This is a genomic window from Chromohalobacter sarecensis (assembly GCF_023061135.1).
GTDB classification, from domain to species: domain Bacteria; phylum Pseudomonadota; class Gammaproteobacteria; order Pseudomonadales; family Halomonadaceae; genus Chromohalobacter; species Chromohalobacter sarecensis.
Map to the genome: position 1 here is coordinate 47,122 of NZ_JAKGAN010000002.1, position 21,358 is coordinate 68,479.

17 protein-coding genes are annotated in these 21,358 nt (G+C 60.2%); 7 read left to right on the forward strand and 10 right to left on the reverse strand.

What is annotated here, in order from left to right; genetic code table 11:
• The first annotated feature begins 141 nt into the window (after nt 1-141).
• Together aptA and L1071_RS03165 are read left to right on the forward strand one after the other, a co-directional pair.
• On the forward strand, nt 142-1,485 hold the full coding sequence (aptA, locus tag L1071_RS03160) for an omega-aminotransferase AptA (protein ID WP_246968623.1): 1,344 nt from the start codon (nt 142-144) through the stop codon (nt 1,483-1,485).
• Between the two features lie 204 nt (nt 1,486-1,689).
• On the forward strand, nt 1,690-3,180 hold the full coding sequence (locus L1071_RS03165) for a CoA-acylating methylmalonate-semialdehyde dehydrogenase (RefSeq protein WP_246968625.1): 1,491 nt from the start codon (nt 1,690-1,692) through the stop codon (nt 3,178-3,180).
• A 55-nt stretch (nt 3,181-3,235) separates the two neighbouring features.
• On the opposite strand, the gene L1071_RS03170 is transcribed toward L1071_RS03165, so the two are convergent.
• The 3 genes from L1071_RS03170 to L1071_RS03180 form a co-directional block, all read right to left on the reverse strand.
• A complete protein-coding gene (locus L1071_RS03170) occupies nt 3,236-3,667 on the reverse strand; it encodes a GFA family protein (protein ID WP_246896971.1) in 432 nt (143 codons plus the stop codon).
• A gap of 54 nt (nt 3,668-3,721) precedes the next feature.
• Nucleotides 3,722-4,735, reverse strand: a complete 1,014-nt coding sequence (locus L1071_RS03175; protein WP_246968627.1) for a serine hydrolase domain-containing protein — start codon at nt 4,733-4,735, stop codon at nt 3,722-3,724.
• Between the two features lie 491 nt (nt 4,736-5,226).
• Nucleotides 5,227-5,703 (reverse strand): peroxiredoxin, encoded by a 477-nt coding sequence (locus L1071_RS03180; RefSeq protein ID WP_246968629.1) that lies wholly within the window; start codon nt 5,701-5,703, stop codon nt 5,227-5,229.
• A 173-nt stretch (nt 5,704-5,876) separates the two neighbouring features.
• Here L1071_RS03180 and L1071_RS03185 point away from each other — a divergent pair, with 173 nt between their 5' ends.
• Entirely contained in the window at nt 5,877-6,497 is a 621-nt protein-coding gene (locus tag L1071_RS03185) for a TetR/AcrR family transcriptional regulator (RefSeq protein ID WP_246968631.1), read from the forward strand.
• A gap of 72 nt (nt 6,498-6,569) precedes the next feature.
• On the opposite strand, the gene preA is transcribed toward L1071_RS03185, so the two are convergent.
• From preA to L1071_RS03210, 4 genes are all read right to left on the reverse strand, one after another.
• Nucleotides 6,570-7,868, reverse strand: a complete 1,299-nt coding sequence (gene preA / locus L1071_RS03190; protein WP_246968634.1) for an NAD-dependent dihydropyrimidine dehydrogenase subunit PreA — start codon at nt 7,866-7,868, stop codon at nt 6,570-6,572.
• Nucleotides 7,868-9,247, reverse strand: a complete 1,380-nt coding sequence (locus tag L1071_RS03195) for an NAD(P)-dependent oxidoreductase (protein ID WP_343315216.1) — start codon at nt 9,245-9,247, stop codon at nt 7,868-7,870. Before L1071_RS03195 ends, preA begins: the two co-directional genes overlap by 1 nt.
• An 89-nt stretch (nt 9,248-9,336) precedes the next feature.
• Nucleotides 9,337-10,779 carry a dihydropyrimidinase gene (gene hydA / locus L1071_RS03205; protein WP_246968637.1) on the reverse strand — a complete coding sequence of 481 codons (1,443 nt, stop codon included), beginning with the start codon at nt 10,777-10,779 and terminating at the stop codon, nt 9,337-9,339.
• A gap of 116 nt (nt 10,780-10,895) precedes the next feature.
• Nucleotides 10,896-11,762, reverse strand: coding sequence for a nitrilase-related carbon-nitrogen hydrolase (locus tag L1071_RS03210; protein WP_246968640.1), 867 nt, complete (start codon nt 11,760-11,762; stop codon nt 10,896-10,898).
• Between the two features lie 622 nt (nt 11,763-12,384).
• On the opposite strand from L1071_RS03210, the gene L1071_RS03215 reads away from it, so the two are divergent.
• A complete protein-coding gene (locus L1071_RS03215; RefSeq protein WP_246968643.1) occupies nt 12,385-13,890 on the forward strand; it encodes an NCS1 family nucleobase:cation symporter-1 in 1,506 nt (501 codons plus the stop codon).
• A 99-nt stretch (nt 13,891-13,989) separates the two neighbouring features.
• Here L1071_RS03215 and L1071_RS03220 read toward each other — a convergent pair whose 3' ends face one another.
• A complete protein-coding gene (locus tag L1071_RS03220; RefSeq protein WP_246968646.1) occupies nt 13,990-15,345 on the reverse strand; it encodes an MFS transporter in 1,356 nt (451 codons plus the stop codon).
• 364 nt (nt 15,346-15,709) lie between these two features.
• Here L1071_RS03220 and L1071_RS03225 point away from each other — a divergent pair, with 364 nt between their 5' ends.
• Nucleotides 15,710-16,288, forward strand: coding sequence for an ANTAR domain-containing response regulator (locus tag L1071_RS03225; RefSeq protein ID WP_246968650.1), 579 nt, complete (start codon nt 15,710-15,712; stop codon nt 16,286-16,288).
• 9 nt (nt 16,289-16,297) lie between these two features.
• Nucleotides 16,298-17,512 (forward strand): CmpA/NrtA family ABC transporter substrate-binding protein, encoded by a 1,215-nt coding sequence (locus tag L1071_RS03230; RefSeq protein ID WP_246968652.1) that lies wholly within the window; start codon nt 16,298-16,300, stop codon nt 17,510-17,512.
• A 69-nt stretch (nt 17,513-17,581) separates the two neighbouring features.
• Here the strand turns inward: L1071_RS03230 and L1071_RS03235 are convergent, their stop codons facing one another.
• Together L1071_RS03235 and L1071_RS03240 are read right to left on the reverse strand one after the other, a co-directional pair.
• The gene (locus L1071_RS03235) at nt 17,582-19,180 is read right to left on the reverse strand and encodes a peptidoglycan DD-metalloendopeptidase family protein (protein WP_343315219.1); all 1,599 of its coding nucleotides are present in this window, start codon (nt 19,178-19,180) and stop codon (nt 17,582-17,584) included.
• 268 nt (nt 19,181-19,448) lie between these two features.
• Complete coding sequence (locus L1071_RS03240) at nt 19,449-20,297, reverse strand: pirin family protein (protein ID WP_246968656.1); 849 nt, start codon at nt 20,295-20,297, stop codon at nt 19,449-19,451.
• A 93-nt stretch (nt 20,298-20,390) separates the two neighbouring features.
• On the opposite strand from L1071_RS03240, the gene L1071_RS03245 reads away from it, so the two are divergent.
• A complete protein-coding gene (locus L1071_RS03245) occupies nt 20,391-21,305 on the forward strand; it encodes a LysR family transcriptional regulator (protein WP_246968658.1) in 915 nt (304 codons plus the stop codon).
• Nucleotides 21,306-21,358 lie beyond the last annotated feature (53 nt).

Sequence of the window (21,358 nt, forward strand, 5' to 3'; positions counted from 1 at the left end):
GCCTTCGAGGATAGCCCCGCCCGTGCATAAAGTTAACCAGTGACTTGCATGAGATTCAGTATTTCTGGATTTAACTTATCGACGACCCCGCCTAGCTTTTCCGATAGAACAACTTATTACCGTCTAGCGGCAGGAGGAGAGATGTCGGATCGCGCGTTTCCACCTATGGCGGGCTTGAGCCCGGAACAGTTGGATGCCTACTGGATGCCGTATACCGGCAATCGTCAATTCAAGCGCGACCCGCGTCTCATCGTGGGCGCCAAGGGCAGTTACTTGACCGATGCCCAGGGGCGCCAAATCTTTGATGCGCTCTCGGGGTTGTGGACCTGCGGCGCGGGGCACTGTCGTCCCGAGATCACCGAGGCGGTCAGCCGCCAGCTTGGGGAGCTGGATTACTCACCGGCCTTCCAGTACGGCCATCCCAAGGCCTTCGAGTTGGCCCATCGTCTGCGAGAATTGACGCCTCAAGGGCTCGATCACGTGTTCTTCACCGGCTCCGGTTCGGAGAGTGCGGATACTTCGCTGAAGATCGCCCGTGCCTACTGGCGCAAGAAGGGCAAGCCGAGCAAGACCAAGCTGATCGGGCGTGCCAAGGGCTATCACGGGGTCAACTTCGGTGGTTTCAGCCTGGGCGGCATCGGCGCCAATCGCACCTTGTTCGGTCAAGGCGTGGATGCCGATCACCTGCCGCATACGTTGCTCAAGGAGAACATCTTCACCAAAGGCATGCCCGAGCAGGGTGCCGAGCGCGCCGATGAGCTGCTGGAGCTGATCGCGCTGCACGATGCTTCCAACATCGCGGCGGTGATCGTCGAGCCGCTGGCCGGTTCCGCCGGGGTGATTCCGCCGCCCAAAGGGTATCTCAAGCGGTTGCGCGAGATCTGCGATGCCAACGACATCCTGCTCATATTCGACGAGGTCATCACCGGCTTCGGCCGCATGGGATCGATGACCGGCGCCGAGGAATTCGGCGTGGTGCCAGATCTTCTCAATGTCGCCAAGCAGTTGACCAACGGCGCGGTGCCCATGGGTGCAGTGATCGTGCAGGGCGAGATCTATCGGACGTTCATGGAACAAGGCGGGCCCGACTATATGCTCGAGCTGCCCCATGGTTATACCTATTCGGGCCATCCGGTGGCTTGTGCCGCAGCATTGGCCGCGCTGGATGTACTCGAGAACGACCGCCTGATCGAGCGGGTGCGGGAGATGAGCCCGATCTTCGAGGAGGCGCTCCATGGTTTCAAGGGCACGCGCTATGTCAGCGACATCCGCAATTACGGTCTTGCCGGCGCCCTGCAGATCGAGCCATATCCCGGCGAGCCGGGACGGCGTCCCTTCGAGATCGCCATGAAGTGCTGGGAGAAGGGCTTCTACGTGCGCTACGGCGGCGACACCATTCAGCTCGGGCTGCCCTTCATCGTCGAGCGCGAAGAGATCGATCGCCTCGTCAATGTGCTGGGCGATTCCATCGGCGAACTGGATTGAACGGAACAGTATTAGTGGAAGATGCGGGCACCGGGGACGGGGCGAAGAGGAGGTTTTTTGCCATGGATGGCAAAAGTAGCCCCCATGGAAGGGTTAACGGCGCCTCCTCAGAGACCCGTCGACGGGGATCAGCCCCGAGCCACCCGCCAATCACCTTATTGGGCTGAAGACTTCAACCTACAACACTCCTATGAGAGGTAGCATATGACCACCCTCGGCCATCTAATCAACGGCTCACGCGTCGCCGGTGAAGGGCGCACCCAGGACATCTTCAACCCCTCTACCGGCGAGGTCGGCAGCCAGGTCAGCCTGGCCTCCAAGGCCACCGTCGAGGAGGCCATCGCCGCCGCCCAGGCTGCCTTCCCGGCCTGGCGCGCTACGCCGCCCGCCAAGCGGGCTCGGGTGATGTTCAACTTCAAGCAATTGCTGGAGCAGAACGCCGACGAGATCTGCCGGCTGATCGGCCAGGAACATGGCAAGATTGTCCACGATGCCAAGGGGGAACTCGCGCGCGGCATCGAAAATGTCGAATACGCCTGCGGTGTACCGGAATTGCTCAAGGGCGAGTACAGCAAGAATACCGGGCCGGGTATCGACTCCTGGAGCGAGTTCCACTCGCTGGGCGTGGTGGCCGGCATCACGCCGTTCAACTTCCCGGCGATGGTGCCGCTGTGGATGTATCCCATGGCCATCGCCTGCGGCAATACCTTCGTGCTCAAGCCCTCCGAGCGCGACCCGACCTCGGCGCTCTACATCGCCGAGCTGGCACTCGAAGCGGGCCTGCCCGCCGGCGTGCTCAATGTGGTCAACGGCGACAAGGAAGCCGTCGATACACTGCTTGACGACGACCGCGTGCAGGCCGTGAGCTTCGTCGGTTCCACGCCGATCGCCGAGTATATCTATAGCCGCGCCAGTGCCAACGGCAAGCGTTGCCAGGCGCTCGGCGGCGCCAAGAACCACGCCATCGTGATGCCCGATGCCGATATGGATAACGTGGTCAATTCGCTGAATGGGGCGGCCTTCGGTTCCTCGGGCGAGCGCTGCATGGCGTTGTCCGTCGCCGTGGCGGTGGGCGACGAGGCAGCCGATGCGTTGATCGCCAAGATGCAGACACAGATGAAGACCCTCAAGGTTGGCCCCTTCCATGACGCCGAGAACGATTTCGGTCCGGTGATCACCAAAGCTCACCAGGAGAAGGTCTGCGGCTACATCGACGGTGCCGAGCAACAGGGGGCCGAAATCGTGGTCGATGGGCGTGGCGTGAAGGTCCCGGGGCATGAGAACGGCTTCTACGTCGGCGGCACCCTGATCGATCGCGTCACGCCCGATATGACGTGCTATCTCGAGGAGATCTTCGGCCCGGTGCTGCTGGTGGTACGTGTCGGTTCCATGGAAGAGGCCATGAAACTGATCGACGCTCACGAGTATGGCAACGGCACCTGCATCTACACCCGTGACGGCGAGGCGGCGCGCTACTTCAGCGACAATATCCAGGTAGGGATGGTCGGCATCAACGTGCCGCTACCTGTCCCGGTGTCGTATCACAGTTTCGGGGGCTGGAAGCGCTCGTTGTTCGGCGATCTGGCCGCCTACGGTCCCGATGCGGTGCGCTTCTATACTAAGCGCAAGACTGTTACTCAGCGCTGGCCATCGGCCGGCGTTCGCGAAGGGACGCAGTTCTCCTTCCCCTCCTGAAACTCGATGGCCCCGCACATGCGGGGCCATTGCTTTCCTTGGCTGGCAGCGGCACCTAGCTGCCAGCGCTGCCCGCAAATTGCGCAAAGACCTCGTCGCCGGTCAGGCGGGGAGTGTCGTTGGCGAAATCGTAGAAGCTGGGCTTTTCATCGATGAAGATCTGCTGGGCGATTGTCCAGGGTTCGCCGGCATCCAGCAGACCGAGGGGAAAGGCGTAGTGCTGGCCATTGGCGAGACGGTAGAAGAGGTGCGTGCCGCACTGCCGACAGAAGCCGCGTTCGGCCCAGTCCGAAGACGCATATACGCTGACGTTTTCCTCGCCTTCCAGGGTCATGGGCTCGTCGCTTTCGATGGCAAGCATCGGGCCGCCGCTCCAGGTTTGGCACATGCGGCAGTGGCAGACACTCACGCCGTAACCGGTGAGCGACACGCGAAGGCTGACAGCGCCGCACAGGCAGGTGCCTTGGCTTTCATGAGAGGCTGACATGAGCGACTCCTTGTTGGGTGATGGCTGTGTTGTCGGCAAGACATGATGCCGATATCAATCGATGGCTTCGATCAGGTCGGTCGCGGCTGCCTTGACGCGATCCAGATAATCGCTGCCATTGGAAGGTGGCGTGGGATCGGCGGTCATGACGATGGTAGCGTCATGTGCCGGCACCACGAACAGTAACTGTCCCCCATATCCCCAACCATAATAGACCGCCGTATCGGCAAGCTGGGTAATGAACCACCCGTAGCCGTAGTCGTCCTGATTGAAATGCGAGCGGGTACGCGTTTGCCAGGAACGCTCTATCCATTCGGCGGGGAGCACGCGTTCACCGTCGTACATGCCTTTTTGACGATATAGCTCGCCGATTTTCAACAAGGCGCGCGGCGAAAGCCCCATTTCATTGCCCCCGAAATAGATGCCTTGTGGGTCACGCGTCCAGGGCGGTATTGCGATCTCCAGAGGCGTGCCCAACCACTCGCGCATCAGCGTGAGCGTATCGCGGCCACTGGCATCGGTGAGCGCGGCAGAGAGCAGATGGCTATTGCCGGTCGAGTACAGCATGCGCCCGCCGGGGTCAGCGACGAAGGGGCGTGACAGGGCGTTGCCGACCCAATCGTCACTGGCCACCCAACCACCGTAATTGGCGCCGGAGGTGCGTTCCAGCCCGGCCTGCATGGAAAGCAGATGGCCGACCTGGATGTCAGCGACGCGCGGGTCGGCCTCGGCGGGGACGCGATCACCGAGCAGGTCAGTGATCGGCTGATCGACGCCCTGGATGACGTCACGCGCGATGGCCGCGCCCACCAATGCAGAGATCAACACCTTGGAGAGCGACTTGATGTTGGCTGTCTCGTCGACGTCGTGCCCGCGCCAGCCACGTTCGATGACTGTGTCGCCGTCGATGGCCATCAGTAGCGTATGCGTACGCGGCAAATCCCCGATACGTTGTGCGGCTTCCTCGAGTGCCGGGCGATCGATGGCCGCCATAGCGGGCAGTGCCATGCCGGCGAGCGTGATGGTCAGTATCGATAAGTGCCAGGAGCGACGTAGTAAAGACGACATTCGGCATGCATTCCATTGCAGGGAAAGGCTTAGTGTGGCCGATGGGTGGAAGAGACTCCAAAAGGCGAGCAAAAAAAAGTCCCCAAGAAGGGGACTAGGGGAGCACGCCAGCTCACTCGGTTCATCGCTGCTGGGCAGCGACGCTAAAAAGGGGGAAGAAGGCGCCGGATTCGATGGTTGGCGTTCTTCGTATCTTATAGATAGCGAAGTGCGTGCCATTTTTTATAAAAATCATATATATCAAATACTTATATTTTTAAGGCGTCGAGATTGAATGCCACGATGGCGATGGTGCGGGGAAATGATGCGCCAAGAAGGGGAGTTGTATAGTGTTGGCGCACCATGAGTGGGCAGCAGCGGCTTAGATCACGATAAGCAAGCCACCATCGACATAGATAATCTGGTCGCTGACGTCGCTACGAAAGCCAGTCAGGCGCTTACGAAATGGCCCGCCGAGAGGCGGGCCATGGGGAGGGCGACGCTGAGCGAACTTACAGATTGGCGAGAATGGTTTCGGCGCTGCTTTTCTCGACGCCCTTTTCATCGACGCCCAGGTAGCTGACTACGCCATCGTCGACGATCATGGCATAGCGCTGGCTGCGGGTGCCCATGCCGGCGCCGCTGGCGTCTTTCTCCATGCCGATGGCGCGGGTGAAGTCTGCATGGCCATCGGCGAGCATGGTGATCGCCTGGGCGTTTTGATCCTGCTGCCAGGCACCCAGGACGAAAGCATCGTTGACGGCCAGGCAGGCGATGGTATCCACCCCCTTGGCGAGGATGTCGTCGGCATTAATCACGAAGCCCGGCATATGGGTGTTGGAGCACCCCGGCGTGAACGCGCCGGGCACCGCGAACAGCACCACACGCTTGCCGGCGAACAGCTCACCGGTGTCGAGGTCTTCGGGGCCGTTGGCGCCGTTGGTCTTGAGGGTGACGCTGGGCAGCTTGTCGCCTTGTGCGATGGTCATAGTGAACTCCTTAAGGTGATCGAGCCTGATCATTCACAGTGCGCTATTAGGTCGGTATACCGCAACCCTCAAGCATCGGATGGTCTTGCCGGTTGAAGCGCGCGGCGCAAGTGTGGTGAGAGCGGTGGTAGACTCGCACAATAGCGTGAGGATTCGAGCGGATTGAGAGAACAATGGCCAGACGTAAGGGATGGATTCGTCAGCAGAACGTGGAGAAGATCCTGCTGGCGGCGGAGCAGGTGTTTGCCGAGAAAGGGTATGCCGGCGCCTCGATGGGAGAGATCGCGCAATTGGCGGGGCTTCCCAAGTCCAACGTGCATTACTACTTTTCCACCAAGGAAGAGCTTTACCGTGACGTTTTGCTCGAACTGCTTGAGGTGTGGAAGCAGGATGCGTTGTGCTTCGAGCTTTACGACGATCCGCGGATCGTGCTCTCCACCTACATTCGCGCCAAGATGAACCACTCGCGTGGCCGCGCGGCGGGCTCCAAGGTCTGGGCAGCCGAAGTCATGCAAGGTGGAACGGTGATCGGCGATTCGCTTCGCGATAACCTCTATGAGTGGGCCAAGCTCAAGGAAGCGAAGATACGTGAATGGGTCGAGGCGGGGAAGATCTGGCCTGTCGAGCCGTCCTATTTGCTGTATATGATCTGGGCGTCGACCCAGCACTATGCCGACTTCGATTACCAAATCTATCTTCTCAACGATGATGCGCCCCTCGACGACACTCAGTTCGAGCATGCGGTGCAGACAGTGACTAGCGTCATCTTGCGTGGGATAGGGCTATCGCCGTGAGGTGAGCGTCCGCGAGCGGGGCGCCCCCCAGCATTGCTGCCAGAGGCGCCGCTCGAATGGACAGGAACGCGTTCAGGCGGATTCACGAAACGGGTTGCGCGGGTCTTCGTTCCAACTCATGTAGGGTTTTTCGCTTGGCTGCGGCACCATGCTGATGCAGTCCTCGACCGGGCAGGTGATCTGGCACAGATTGCAGCCCACGCATTCCTCTTCGATGACTTCATAACGCCGCGCACCGGCGGCGTCGATCAACTTGGCAATCGATTGGTGCGAGGTGTCCTCGCAGGCGATGTAGCAGCGTCCGCACTGGATGCACGTGTCCTGGTCGATGTGCGCGATGGTCTGGAAGTTCATGTCCAGATACTTCCAGTCGGTGGTATTGGTCACTGCCTTGCCGGAAAACTCAGCGAGACTGCGATAGCCCTTCTCTGCCATCCAGCGCGCCAGGCCGTCCTGCATTTCCTCGACGATGCGAAAGCCGTGGAGCATGGCAGCGGTGCACACCTGCACCGCGCCGGCGCCGAGTGCGGCGAATTCTGCGGCGTCACGCCAGTTGGAGATGCCGCCGATACCGCAGATCGGCAGGCCCTGGGTTTCCGGGTCACGGGCGATCTCGGCGACCATGTTCATGGCAATGGGCTTGACCGCCGCTCCGCAGTAGCCGCCGTGAGTGCTCTGGTTGCCCACGGTGGGCTTGGCGACCATGTTGTCGAGATCGATCGAGGTGATCGAGTTGATGGTGTTAATCAGCGAGACCGCGTCGGCGCCACCGCGCAGTGCGGCCTGAGCAGCAACGCGAATGTCGGTGATATTGGGCGTGAGCTTCACGATCACTGGCTTGGAGTAATACTGCTTGCACCAGCGCGTGACCTGCTCGATGAGATCGGGGTTCTGGCCCACTGCGGCGCCCATGCCGCGTTCGGGCATGCCGTGCGGGCAACCCAGGTTGAGTTCGATGCCGTCGGCGCCGGTGGCCTCTACCCGCGGCAGAATCGCCTTCCAGCTCTCCTCGACGCAGGGCACCATCAGCGAGACGATCAGCGCACGGTCGGGCCAACGCTTCTTGACCTCGGTGATCTCGCGCAGGTTGATCTCCAGGCTGCGGTCGGTGATCAGCTCGATATTGTTGAAGCCCAGCACCTCGCGGTTTTTGCCGAAGTGCGCCGAATAGCGCGACGATACGTTGACTGCCGCCGGGTCCTCACCGAGGGTCTTCCAGACCACGCCACCCCAGCCGGCTTCGAAAGCGCGCTCGACGTTATAGGCCTTGTCGGTGGGCGGGGCGGAGGCCAGCCAAAAGGGGTTGGGCGAGCGGATGCCGGCGAATTCGATGCTTAGATCGACGTCGGGCTTTTTCGCGGATGCCTTCATTACGCCACCTCCTGCTGGGCCATGATCTCGTTGTGGATGGCCTGAGCGACCAGCTTGCCGTGCTGCACGGCCTGGACGGTCAGGTCCTGACCGGCCGCGATGCAGTCGCCGCCGGCATACACGCCGGCAAGCCGAGTGCGAAAGTTACCGTCGACCTCGATCTTGCCGGCTTCTTGGCCGAGCTGGCCGGCACGCACGTCGCTCAGGCTATTCTCATCGAAGGCCTGGCCGATCGCCGTGAACACCGCGTCGGCGGGGATGTCGAGGGTTTCGCCGGTGGCGGCGAGGGCGCCATCTTGTGACTCGGTGCGCGCGAAGCGCATGCCGGCCACGCGTTCAGCGTCGTCGAGCAGAATCCGTTCGGGCTGGGCCCAGGTGACGATGCGCACGCCGTTGGCCTTGGCGATTTCTTGCTCGTGGCCGGTGGCGGCCATCGACTCGACTCCGCGCCGATAGACTAGGGTGACTGCGTCGGCGCCCAGGCGAGCCATTTGCACCGCCATGTCGATGGCAGTGTTGCCGGCACCGATCACCACGCAGCGCTTGGCCAGCGCCAGGTCGCCAATGTCCTCGCTCTGACGTAGTTCCTTGATGTAATCGGTGGCGGGCATCAAGCCCGTAGCGTGTTCTCCCGTCAGGCCAAGCTGGCGGCTGGCGCCGAGGCCCAAGCCCAGAAACACTGAATCGTACTCGCGCTGCAAGGTCTCGAGATCGAGATTGTCGCCCAGGCGCTGGCCGTGTCGGATCTCGATGCCACCGATTTCAAGCAAGAAGTCGACCTCCTTTTGGGCGTAGTCGTCGACCAGTTTGTACTTGGCGATGCCGTATTCGTTGAGCCCGCCGGGCTTGGCCTCGGCCTCGAAGACCGTCACCCGGTGGCCGAAGGTGGCCAGCCGGTGGGCACAAGAGAGTCCGGCAGGTCCAGCGCCGACGATGGCAATGTGTTTGCCGGTGTCGGCGGCGCGCACGAACGGATGGCCGTCGAAGTGCATGTGATCGACGGCGTGGCGTTGCAGCAGGCCGATCAACACTGGCTGGCACTCGGCGTCGTGATTGCGCACGCAACTCTGTTCGCAGAGGATCTCGGTGGGGCAGACCCGGGCGCAACTGCCGCCGAGGATGTTCTCCTCGAGAATGGTCTGGGCGGCGCCGTTGATATTGTCCTCGGCGATCTCGCGGATGAAGCGCGGAATGTCGATATCCGACGGGCAGGCCTCGACACACGGAGCGTCATAACAGTACAGGCAACGCTGGCTCTCGATGAATGCCTGGCGCTGGGTCAGTGGCGGATGCAAGTCACTGAAGTTGGCCTCCAGCGCGGTAGTGCCATCACGGGTGCCATCGCCGGTTCGAGGCAGGTGGTTGAGAGGGTGGGTCACGGTAGCTCTCCTTCGGCACCGCCGTTCGCGTAGAGCGCATCGGCGGGCCGCTTCTTGTTATGCAATTCGGTCAGCGACGAAGGTGCGGCTCAGCGCTCGACGGCGGTGGCCGCGTTGCGCTCGGCGCGTTTCTTGAGTACGTCATAGACGCCGGGATAGGCGGGCCGCTCGATGTAGCGACCAGCGCCTTTCTCGGCGTGTAGTTCTTGGCCATCTCGCCATACCCACTTGCCTTGGCTGATGGTGTGGCGTGGGATGCCGCGCACGGTCTTGCCCTCGAAGATGTTGAAATCGACGTTCTGATGGTGGGTCTTGGCGGAGATGGTGCGCGTGGCGCTGGGGTCCCAGACCACCAGGTCGGCGTCGGCGCCTTCCTGGATCGCGCCCTTGCGCGGGTACATGTTGAAGATCTTGGCGGTGTTGGTGGAGGTGACGGCGACGAAGTCCTGCATCGAGATGCGCCCGCCGTTGACGCCTTCGTCCCAGATCACCGCCATGCGATCCTCGATCCCGGCGGTGCCGTTGGGGATCTTGGTAAAGTCGTCTTTACCCATCGCTTTCTGATCGTCGCAGAAGCAGCAGTGGTCGGTGGCAGTGGTCTGCAGGTTGCCGGACTGTAGCCCGGTCCACAGCGCGTCCTGATGCGCCTTGCTGCGAAACGGGGGGCTCATGACGTGGGCGGCGGCCTTGGCCCAGTCGGCGTTGCGGTAGACGCTGTCGTCGATCATCAGGTGCCCGGCGAGGCATTCGCCGTAGACCGGCTGGCCCTGGCGGCGGGCGTAGGTGATCTCGTCGAGCGCGTCGCGGCACGAGACGTGGACCACGTAGATTGGCGTGCCCAGCGTCCCGGCGATGCGGATGGCACGGCTGGCGGCTTCGCCCTCGACCTGTGGCGGGCGCGACAGCGGATGCGCTTCAGGGCCGGTGAGGCCCTGAGCGAGCAGCTTCTGCTGCATGTGGTAGACCAGTTCGCCGTTCTCGGCATGCACGGTGGGCACTGCGCCAAGCTCCAGGCAGCGGGTGAAGCTGGCCACTAGGATGTCATCGGTAGCCATGATGGCGTTCTTATAAGCCATGAAATGCTTGAAGCTGTTGACGCCATGCTCGCGCACAAGGGTGCCCATATCTTCATGCACGCTGTCGTCCCACCAGGTTACCGCGACATGGAAGGCATAATCGCTGGCGGCTTTCTCGGCCCAGCCGCGCCAGGTCTCGAAGGCCTCCATCAGCGGCTGGCCGGGGTTGGGAATCACGAAGTCGATGATCGTGGTAGTGCCGCCGGCGAGCCCAGCGGCGGTGCCGGTGTAGAAGTCCTCGCTGGCCACCGTGCCCATGAATGGCAACTGCATGTGGGTGTGCGGGTCGATGCCACCGGGCATCACGTACTGGCCGCTGGCGTCGATCACCTCGGCGTCGGCCGGCGCTTCGAGATCGACGCCGACAGCAGCAATCCTGCCATCTACGCAGAGCACATCAGCGCGGTAGATGTCGTCATGGGTGACGACGGTGCCGCCACGGATCAGGATGGTCATGATTTCAAACCTCTTGGAATTGTTGTCGGAACGAAAATGCGAATGTACTTCGTATCCTTGTTGTGCTCCGGGTCGTCCGCCGGGATGAGCGCAGTCAGTTCCGGCAGCCCGATTATTTATTCGCCATCCGTGAGCCGCGTGTAGGTTTCAGGTCGGCGGTCGCGGAAGAACTGCCAGGTATTGCGAATTTCGCGGACCATTGCCAAGTCGACCTCGTGGATCAGCAGCTCGTCTTCGCTGGCGCTGGCCTTGGCTTCGATCTCCCCGCGCGGATTGGCGATGTAGGAATTGCCGTAGAATTCGCCGATGTTCCATGGCGCTTCGGTGCCGACGCGATTGATAGCGGCGATGAAGCAGCCGTTGGCGGCGGCCGAAGCGGGTTGTTCGAGCTCCCACAGGTACTGCGACAGACCAGCGACAGTGGCCGAGGGGTTGAAGATGATCTCGGCACCGTTGAGGGCCAGGGCGCGCCAGCCTTCGGGGAAGTGACGGTCATAGCAGATGTAGACGCCGACCTTGCCGTAGGCGGTATCGAAGACCGGCCAGTTCGATTTGCCCGGCTTGAAGAAATACTTCTCCCAGAAGCCGGCGAGCTGCGGGATGTGTGTCTTGTGGTACTTGCCGAGATAGCTGCCGTCGGCATCGAACACCGCTGCGGTGTTGTAGTAGATGCCGGGGGCAGTTTCCTCGAAGATGGGCACGATGATCACCATGTGATGTTTGGCCGCAAGTTTCTGCATCATCTGACAGGTCGGCCCTTCGGGAACTTTCTCGGCGGCGGCGTACCACTTCTTGTCCTGGCTGGGGCAGAAGTAGGGCTGGTTGAAGACTTCCTGAAAACACAGTACTTGAACGCCGGCATCGGCGGCTTTCTCGATGTAGGGCAAGTGCGCTTCGTTCATGGCATCGCGGATGGCGGCCGGCTCGATGTCGGTCTCGACTTTCAAGGCCATCTGGATCAAGCCGATCTTCACTTTTTGCATCAATGAATCCTCATGTTGTGCTTGTTGTTAACGGTTGTCGTACACCGTTATGCATTGATTCGGTTTTTATAAAACCTGTCTTTTGAGTCAGGATAATAAAAACTTAGTCGCTCATAAGGCGTTATTTCAAGTTGTTTTTGAATTTTTTGGGATTAATTTAAATTTGCGTAACCTATTAATTTAAAAACAATTCCCTATAAGGCTGCAAGACGTGCACCAATTTTTGGTTTAAAGATATAGGTTTATTTATTGTTTAAAAACATATATTTATGATTTTTATAAAGGCGCTAGAGTAGGTCGGAAGGCATTGTTATGCACCATTGTGGAACTTGTCTAGAGTGTCAGGATGCTTGCTTCTCAGCCTGATAAGGAATGTTGGATATGCACAGTGACGGTATGAGAGAAAAGTTGACGGTGCGGGCAGGATTGATTGATTTATTGAAATCAATGACTTGTTACGAATGGGGCAGGTTGATGGGAGCTGCTTTCAAGAAGGCTTCTCCCTCAAAACGCCAGATTGGGCATGCTTTTTGCGGGAAGATGGCAAGCGACGGTCAGTATTCAACACAATGCATAGCTTCCCGATGCGGGGAGTTGGCAGCCGCAAGAGGAGACAACAACAATGACGGCAAACACTTCACGCTCAGTGCAGCGTGGCGACCTTGTCGAGCTCGAGGTCGGCGACGACGTTCGGGAAAGTTCACGTTTCAATGAGGATATCGCCCCGACACGGTTCGAGGAGCGTACTTGGTCGCGCTGGAACGTCGCGGCCTTGTGGGTCGGTCTGTCGATTTGCGTGCCGACCTACACGCTGGGCGGCATCCTGACGGCCTATTTCGGGCTCTCGGTGAGCGAGGCATTGGTCACGATCCTGATCGCCAATATCGTGATCCTGGTGCCCCTGACGCTGAATGCCTTCCCGGGCACCAAGTTCGGCATTCCGTTTCCGGTGGTATTGCGCTCGTCGTTCGGTATTCGTGGCTCCAACGTTCCCTGCCTGATAAGGGCGCTGGTTGGGTGCGGCTGGTTCGGCATTCAGACGATGTTCGGCGGGCTGGCGATTCACCTATTGCTGTCGGCGGTCTTTCCACCCTGGCGTGCCTTGGAAGGGCTTGGCGAGGTGATCGGCTTTTTCCTGTTCGGTGCCATGAATCTGTATGTGGTGATCCGCGGTGCCGAGTCGATCAAGTGGCTGGAGACCCTTTCGGCGCCGCTGCTGTTGGCCGTTGCCGTGGGGCTGATGGTGTGGGCCATGCCGCACGTGTCGATGACCGAACTGTTGAGTCAGCCGCCGTCGCGTCCAGAAGGTGCGCCAGTCTACGGTTATTTCTTCGCCGGGCTGACGGCCATGGTGGGTTTCTGGGCCACGTTGTCGCTTAACATTCCCGACTTCAGCCGTTTTGCCAAGAGTCAGAAGGATCAGATCGTCGGCCAGATCATCGGCCTGCCGTTGACCATGTTCTTCTTTGCCTCGCTGGGCGTCGTCATGACGGCGGCGTCGGCGTCGCTGGTGGGGGAAACGATTGCCGATCCGGTGAACTTGATCGGGCGTATCGATAATCCCTTCTGGGTGGTCATCGCCATGGTGCTGATCATCATCGCGACGATCTCGACCAATACCGCCGGTAATATCGTATCCCCGACTAACGATTTTCAGAACATCGCCCCCAAGCTGATCAACCAGACGCGCGGTACGCTGATGACCGGCTTGGTCGGGGTATTGCTGATGGGGTATGACCTGTTGCAGAAAGCTGGCGTGATCGTCTCCGACGTGACCCTCGAGAGCCTGTATTCCAACTGGTTGCTGGGGTATTCGAGCCTGCTGGGGCCAATCGCCGGGATCATGGTCGTCGATTACTTCCTGATTAAGCGTCAGCAATTCGACGTCGCCAGCCTGTACAAAGACGGTGCCGCGTATCCGGCCTACAATCCGGCTGGCTTTATCGCCTTCTTTATTCCCGTATTATTGACGGTGTTCTCGCTCGTGACCGGTACCTGGACATGGTTTTACGACTATGGATGGTTTACCGGCTCGGCGTTGGGGGCGGTCATCTACTACGCGGCGAGCCAGGTACTCGCTAAGCCGGTGAGCCAAGATGACGCCGTGACCGACAAAGTGGGCACCTGAGCGAGCGCGATGCGGCAATCGTGATGCTCTGTTCTCTACATGCAAAAGCCACCGCCCAAAGGCGGTGGCTTTTTTCGTTGGCCAGTAAGCAGGTGCGGTTCAACGCGCCGCGATGGCATCGACGGGTGTTTCGGTGCCTGCTGCGGCGTCGCGATAGGCGGCGTCTTCTTCGGCGAGCACCTGCGGCGAGAAGCGGATGAGCAGGGCGCAGAAGGAGGCGAGCATCACCGCGACGCCGAGGAAGAAAAGGCCTTGCTGATAGGAAAGTGATTCGCTGCGGAACAGAAAACCGGCGCCGACCGCACCAGCGTTGCCGCCCGCGCCGACGATGCCGGCGACAGCACCGAGGGCTTTCTTGTTGATGAAGGGGACGACCCCGAAGGTGGCACCTTCGGCCATTTGAGTGAAAAGGCTGAAGACCAGCATGATGCCGATGGCGAGCGCCAGCGTCTGCATCTGGGCGAAGCCCATCAGGGCGATACCTTCACAGAGCATGGCGATGAACAGCCAACGCACGCGTCCCTTGAGTCCACCGTGGCGGGCGAAGAGATCGGAGAAGATACCGCCGAGAGTGCGGGCGAACAGGTTCATTAGTCCAAATAGCCCGGCGATCAGCCCGGCGGTGGCCAGGTCGAGTTCGAAGTTGTCGAAGAAATAAATGGCCGCGATGTTGTTGATGGTCAGTTCGACACCGAAGCATGCCGCATAGACGATGAACAGTGCCCAGACACGTATATCCTTCATGGCGGCGCCGAAACTTTGCGCCATGCCGTGCTCCTTCTCGGCATAGGGGAGTTCTCCGCGCGCCCGCAGCGTGTCGAAATTACCGTTCGGTGCGTCCTGCGTGAAGAAATAGTAGGCGATGCCAGTCGCGAATAGCACGATGCCGGGCACGACCATGGCCAGACGCCAGCCGAGCGCTTCGTTGACACCGAGCATCATGATGCCGGCGAAGACCAAGGGCATGAGGATCTGTGTGGTGCCGCCGCCCAGATTGCCCCAGCCGGCGGTCGTGGCATTGGCGGTGCCGACCACGTTAGGCGCGAACATCACCGAGGTGTGGTACTGGGTGATGACAAAGGAGGCGCCGATCGCGCCGATGGCCAATCGCGCCAGCAGGAAGGTTTCGAAGTTATCGGCGAGGCCGATCAGCATCACCGGCAGGGAACCGAGGCACAGCAACCAAGTGTAAGCCTTGCGGGGGCCTATCTTTTCGCAGAGAAGCCCGATTACCAGGCGTACCAAGACGGTAATGGCCACCGAGGCGATGATGGTATTGCCGATCTGGGTTTTGCTTAGGTCGAGGTCTTCACGCACCACGGCCATCAAGGGGGCGATGCCGAACCAGCCGAAAAAGCAGACGTGGAATGCGAACCACGACATGTGGAAGGCGCGCATCTGCGGGGTCTTGAGGCTGAAAAGCCGTATCTTGTTGGCCTTGTTGCGGATGTCCATGGCTCATCCTCTAGCGTTGGAGTAGCGGAGATCGAACGCGACGTCGGCGACCTTCGTCATGAAGGGCCGGGTCCTGGGGTCCGACGCACTCGTACTCACTTGGCGAGCCTGGTCCACGTCTTGCTGCCTTAAAAAAAGCAAAAGGCATGCCAATGGAGTAGAGCGATGATGAATGCCCAGGCTTATCGGCCCAAAGCGGCTCATTGGCATGCTTTTGGTGCGCTTTGAGGCGCTATCGCACCGTTTTAATGCATCCATGGTGCACCGCTGATGTGCAGAGCCCGTGTTGCATGGGCTGCCGCAGGGCATTGCCTGGCATGTAACCTGCATTGAAAGTCGACAAGCACCCAGGAGAGGAAAGCGCATGACCGTGAAGGTGCTGATCGTGGATGCTCGTCCGGAACGCTCGCGGGCGTTGGAGCAAGCACTGCATGAGGCGGGGTTCGACGTGGTGACACGTGCCAACGAGCATGACGATCTCTACGCCGTCATGACGCGCGTCAAGCCTGATGCGGTGATCATCGATGCGGCGCTGCCCAGCCGCGATACCCTGGAACACATGGGCCAGCTGGGGCGCCGCTTTCCTAAGCCGATGATTATGCTTGCCGAGGAAGAAACGCCGGATTTAACACGCGAAGCGACGAGTGCAGGTGTAAGTGCCTACGTGGTCGAGGACATACAGCCGGCGCTGGTGCGTTCGATGGTCAATGTAGCGATTGCCAGCTTCGACGCGCATCGTGCCCTCAAGGGCGAGTTGACCAAGACTCAGACCACGCTGTCGCAGCGGCGCACCATTGAACGCGCCAAGAGCCAATTGATGGAAACGCACGCGTTCAGCGAAGACGCCGCCTATCAGTGGCTACGCAAGCACGCCATGAATCGTCGCTTGACCATTCACGAGGTAGCTCAGGCCGTCTTGACCAGTGACGATTTCGAGTCGTAGGAGACAATGATGAACGAGTCCCAAACCCCACGAGGCGAGTGGCCCTCGCCCGAGCGCGATACGCTGACCCTGGGCATGTTGCCGCTCAACGATGCCGCGCCACTGGTGGTGGCGCGAGAACGTGGCTTCTTCGCGGCGCATGGGCTGGATGTGACGCTGCAAGTCGAGTCGTCATGGGCTGGCTTGCGCGATGGCATGCAGCTCGGGCTCCTCGATGGTGCACAGATGCTGCCCTTGATGCCGCTGGCCTCGACATTGGGACTCGATGGACGCCCTACGCCGATGCTGTCGGCGTTGACGCTGAACCTCGGCGGTAATGCCATTACCGTGTCCAATGCGTTGTATGCCAGCATGCAGGCCGCCGATCCTGAGGCCATGTTGCAGGCACCGATTTCCGCCCGCGCACTGGCGGCAGTAGTGCGCCAACGGCAAGCCGCTGGCGAGTCGGCGTTGCGTTTCGCTAGCGTGTATCCCTTTTCTTCGCACCACTATCAGTTGCGCTATTGGCTGGCGGAAGGCGGCGTCGACCCTGATCGGGATCTTGAGTTGCGCGTGGTGCCCCCGCCCTTGGTGGCGGAGCAACTCGAGGCCGGTTGGCTGGATGGCTATTGTGTCGGCGAACCCTGGAATACGCTCGCGGCTCGTCGTGAAAGTGGTCGCGTGCTGATCGGTAGTCACGCCATTTGGCAGCATGGTCAGGAAAAAGTCTTCGCGGTACGCGAGGCATGGGCCGACGCCTATCCGGCGACGCACCGCGCGGTGCTGCGTGCGCTACTCGAGGCTTGCGCCTGGCTGGATGCCCCGGCGCAGCGTGTCGAGGCGGCACGCTTGATGTGCGAAAAAGGTTACCTGGACGTGCCACCCACCGTGGTAGAGGAAAGCATGGCGGTGGAGGGTACGCCGGCGCCGCATGGCATGAGTGTGTTTCACCGTCATGCCGCGAACTTTCCTTGGCGGTCTCATCTACGTTGGTACGCCGAGCAGATGCGCCGTTGGCAGCATTTGGACGTTGCCATCCCTGCGCTGGAGGGCTGCTTGTCGCGTTGCGTGCGACCGGATCTTTTCCGCGAAGCGGCCGATGATCTGGGCCTTAGCTATCCGCTCATCGATGACAAAAGTGAAGGTGAGCATGCGGCCGAATGGTCGCTGGAAGGAAGTCGTGGCGCCATCGCCATGGGCAGCGATCGACTGCTGGGTGGCGGCCGTTTTTCAGGCCGAGGCTGACTGAAGAAGGCCCAAACGCAAATCGCCCCGCCGTAATGGTGGGGCGATTTGTGAGGGGGCTCGGCTAGGCTAGCCTTCGTCGCCCGATTTCTCGTCGAGGTGCACGCTGGCGATGGCCGGCGTATCGCTGTCGCTTTCCAGCTTGGCGAGCAATGGCTTGGACTCCTTCTGGAATGCGGCCAGCTTTTTGCCTTCCAGACTCTGGTTCTCGGGTAGCTTGACGCGCATGGCATCCACGGAACGGTTATTGACCATTACCTCGTAATGCAGGTGTGGGCCCGTGCTGCCGCCGGTGTTACCGGACAAGGCGATCTCTTGGCCCATCTCGACACGGTCGCCTTCGCTGACGAAGCGCTTGGAGAGGTGCATGTAGCGCGTCTTGTAGCCGTTGTCGTGGCGAATGACCAAATAGTTGCCGGCACCGTTGGCCTGATAGGCTGATTTCACGACACGTCCGGCCGCCGGCGAGTCGACGGCGGTGCCGGTGCGCATGGCGAAGTCTGTCCCCCGATGCGGGCTGATACGCCCAGTGATCGGATGCGTACGCCGCAGGTTGAACGGTGAGCTGATGCGATAATGCCCATCGAACGGATAGCGATCGAAGGCCGGGTCGAGGCCCTGGCCGTCGGGCGTATAGAACTGGTCGTCGGCGCTATTGCGTACCACGGTCAGGTCCATGCGCTCGCCTTGATACTGGGCGGCGAGAATCCGTGAGTCGAGGCTTTCACCTTCCAGCATGTCGGATTCGACGAGCACCTGAAAATGATCGCCGGCACGCGTGTTGCGACGAAAATCCAGTTTCTTCGAGAGCAGGCTCGTCAACTGGGCGACCTCAGAGCGTGAGAGCCCGGTGGACTCAGCCGACAGAGTGAAGCTGCCGTTGACCGTGCCGGTGAAGAGGCGTTGAGACGGTTCGGTGGCCTTGATGACGTTGGCAACGTCGAAATCGTCTTGGGGGGAGTCGCGTTCGATGACATAGCCTTCACGTGCATTTTTCATCACACGTAACGCCAGCAGGTCGCCGTTTTGGCTGAGCTTGTAATCGAACGTGCGTCCGACACGCCAGCGTGTCAGAGCATTCTTGTCGGGAACGCTATCCAGAATATGCATGACATCGCTGTACCCCAGTCCTAACGTTCGCTCCGCCGTCACGGCGAAGGTATCGCCTTTCTGTACCGTATAGGTTTCCCATTCAGGCACGAATTCCTGCTGTGTGGCGATCTCACGCTCAAGGTCCGGGGGGCCGTCCTCGTCGTGCAATTCCGTCGGGTCGATGGAAAAGTCTTCGTAGGATGTTCCGCCTAAGGAGTCATCGTCGAGCTCGTCTTCAGAGAGCAATCCTGGCAACTGCATGGCCGTATGAAGCGCCTCGGCAGCAAGGTAGGGATGAGAGGACTGGGTATCAAACGCCGGCGCATCAGACACGGTATTGTCTGCCGCGTGCGCCTTGTCGATGAAGTCGACATCGACGATTTCCTGGGCCTTGAGCTCACTCAGCGGAATATCGCGAGTGGTCACAGTCTCCAGGGTGTCGAGGGCATTGCCCGCCAGCGAGGGCGATGATGAATTAGAATCGCCGATGTCTTGAGTGATCTGGTGGGTGGCTGAGTTGCCACCATTGTCGTCGATGACGGTAACGATTTTGTGCGCGCCCAGCACAGTCACCATGGTGGCGACCGGTAACAAGATTAACTTATGAGTGCGGGGCAGCGAATGAAGAATCCGCAACATGATGAATAGAAGCCGTATACGTGAACATTAAATAGATAAAAGGCATCGAAACGATAACCCATGCTAAATGAAATGCCTATCCTGTTCATGTATACAGTCCATACATGCAACAACGGCAAGCCGGTGTCAGCGGCTTGCCATATTATGCGTGGCTATGTGGGTACTCCTTTACCGGCGCCACGTGGCGCACAATAGTTACACAACTTTACTCGGTCAAGCTGCCATCTCGATAAGCTTGCATGGCGGCCTCCAGCTCGCTGCGTGAATTCATCACGAAAGGCCCGTAATGGGCGATCGGTTCGCGATGCGGTGTGCCTCGCAAGAGCAGAGCGCCAGCCTCGCCGTCCGCTTCCAGGGTTAGTGCATCGCCCGCCTCGAGCACTGCGAGATGACCAGCCGTTACCGCTTGATTGCCAATCTTTACCGTACCCAGATAGGCATATACCAGCACGGTCTCATCCCCAAGCTGCGTCAGTGACAAGGTGCCCGAGTCAAGGTGTACATCGGCGACGCCGGCATTGCCGGCCAAGGCATTGAGGGGGCCGTCGATGCTGGCCGTGGCGTTTTGCCAGCGACCGCCGAGAGCGATCAAGTGGCCGCCTTGGCCTTCGAGGCGTGGCATTTCCTGCGCACGTACATCGCGATAAGTGGCCGTGCTCAGCTTGTCGCGTGCCGGCAGGTTGATCCACAACTGAAAGGCGTGGAGCCCTTGGCTGTCGGTCAGTGGCATTTCGGAGTGGATCATCCCGCGCCCGGTGTGCATCCATTGCGCATCGCCGGCATGGATGGTGCTGCTGTGGCCGAGATGATCCTCGTGCGTCAGCCCGCCGTGAATGACATAGGTGAGCGTCTGCATGCCTCGGTGTGGGTGCGGGGGAAAGCCGCCGATATAGTCATCGGGCTGATCGGACCCCAACTCGTCGAGCATTAGAAAAGGATCGAGCCCGCCCTCGAAGTCGTGGAGTCGCTTGATCTTGACGCCATCGCCGTCTTGGCTGGGGTGGCTGGAGCGAATGTGCTTGATCTGGCGGTGAGTCTGCGTTGCCTGTGTCATGGTGAATCCTCTTGATGACAATGACTGGTATTTTAGTTCGTGTTTTTCGAAAATTAATCGCATATTTTTGCTCCTAACCTTCGGGATAATCGAATGGTCAATGTCACGTTAGCGCAATGGCGAATGCTCGCCGCCGTGGTCGATCACGGCGGATTCGCGCGTGCCGCCGACGCCGTGCACAAGAGCCCCTCCACGCTCAATCACGCGGTTCACAAGCTCGAAGAGCAGCTGGGTGTCCAAGTCCTTGAGCCCGTGGGACGACAGGTGCGATTGACGGAGGCGGGCGCCATGTTGCTACGCCGTGCCCGGCAGTTGCTGGAAAGCGCCGAGGCTCTGGAAGATGTCGCCGGGCGTTTGGGCGAGGGGCTCGAAGCCGAGGTGGTGATCGCCGTCGATCAGCTATTTCCGCCGGATGCCCTGGCGCATGCGCTGGACAGTGTCTCGCGGCACTACCCTCATGTTCGTGTTCAACTGCATGAAACCGTGCTCAACGGCGGTGTCGAGATGCTCTATGATGGGCGTGCCGACTTGGTGGTATCCGGTATCGCCGCCCAAGGCTTTTTGGGTGAGCCTTTGGTCAACGTGGAGTTCTTGGCGGTCTCGCATCCCGAGCATCCCCTGCAGCATCTGGGACGTGAAGTCGACCTGCGTGACCTGGAGCAGCATCGTCAATTGGTGGTGCGTGACTCGGCGCTGCGCCAGTCGATGGATGCGGGGTGGCTCAAAGCCGAGCAGCGCTGGACATTGAGCCACCTGGTGACGTCGGTGGATATGCTGTGCCGCGGATTGGGGTTCGCCTGGATGCCGACGACCCGCATTCGTGAGGCATTACGCATGGGAGCGCTTGTCCCTTTGCCTCTGACACTCGGGGGGCGTCGCGAAACGCCGATGCAGTTGATCTTTCGCGACCGGGATCGCGCCGGGCCAGCCACGCGGGCGCTAGCGGCGGCCTTGCACGCAGCCGTGGCGGATTGCTGCGATGAGCATTCGATAGAAGCGAACGATTAGGCCGTTTTAATGCGCTTGAGCGTCGAATCAATCGTTTTATGCTGAGTGGCATC

Bases quoted from the DNA above. Each gene is read 5' to 3' on its own strand.
- aptA (WP_246968623.1), top strand. From the start codon at position 142: ATGTCGGATCGCGCGTTTCCACCTATGGCGGGCTTGAGCCCGGAACAG.
- L1071_RS03165 (WP_246968625.1), top strand. From the start codon at position 1,690: ATGACCACCCTCGGCCATCTAATCAACGGCTCACGCGTCGCCGGTGAA.
- L1071_RS03170 (WP_246896971.1), bottom strand. From the start codon at position 3,667: ATGTCAGCCTCTCATGAAAGCCAAGGCACCTGCCTGTGCGGCGCTGTC.
- L1071_RS03175 (WP_246968627.1), bottom strand. From the start codon at position 4,735: ATGTCGTCTTTACTACGTCGCTCCTGGCACTTATCGATACTGACCATC.
- L1071_RS03180 (WP_246968629.1), bottom strand. From the start codon at position 5,703: ATGACCATCGCACAAGGCGACAAGCTGCCCAGCGTCACCCTCAAGACC.
- L1071_RS03185 (WP_246968631.1), top strand. From the start codon at position 5,877: ATGGCCAGACGTAAGGGATGGATTCGTCAGCAGAACGTGGAGAAGATC.
- preA (WP_246968634.1), bottom strand. From the start codon at position 7,868: ATGAAGGCATCCGCGAAAAAGCCCGACGTCGATCTAAGCATCGAATTC.
- hydA (WP_246968637.1), bottom strand. From the start codon at position 10,779: ATGACCATCCTGATCCGTGGCGGCACCGTCGTCACCCATGACGACATC.
- L1071_RS03210 (WP_246968640.1), bottom strand. From the start codon at position 11,762: ATGCAAAAAGTGAAGATCGGCTTGATCCAGATGGCCTTGAAAGTCGAG.
- L1071_RS03215 (WP_246968643.1), top strand. From the start codon at position 12,385: ATGACGGCAAACACTTCACGCTCAGTGCAGCGTGGCGACCTTGTCGAG.
- L1071_RS03220 (WP_246968646.1), bottom strand. From the start codon at position 15,345: ATGGACATCCGCAACAAGGCCAACAAGATACGGCTTTTCAGCCTCAAG.
- L1071_RS03225 (WP_246968650.1), top strand. From the start codon at position 15,710: ATGACCGTGAAGGTGCTGATCGTGGATGCTCGTCCGGAACGCTCGCGG.
- L1071_RS03230 (WP_246968652.1), top strand. From the start codon at position 16,298: ATGAACGAGTCCCAAACCCCACGAGGCGAGTGGCCCTCGCCCGAGCGC.
- L1071_RS03235 (WP_343315219.1), bottom strand. From the start codon at position 19,180: ATGGTGACTGTGCTGGGCGCGCACAAAATCGTTACCGTCATCGACGAC.
- L1071_RS03240 (WP_246968656.1), bottom strand. From the start codon at position 20,297: ATGACACAGGCAACGCAGACTCACCGCCAGATCAAGCACATTCGCTCC.
- L1071_RS03245 (WP_246968658.1), top strand. From the start codon at position 20,391: ATGGTCAATGTCACGTTAGCGCAATGGCGAATGCTCGCCGCCGTGGTC.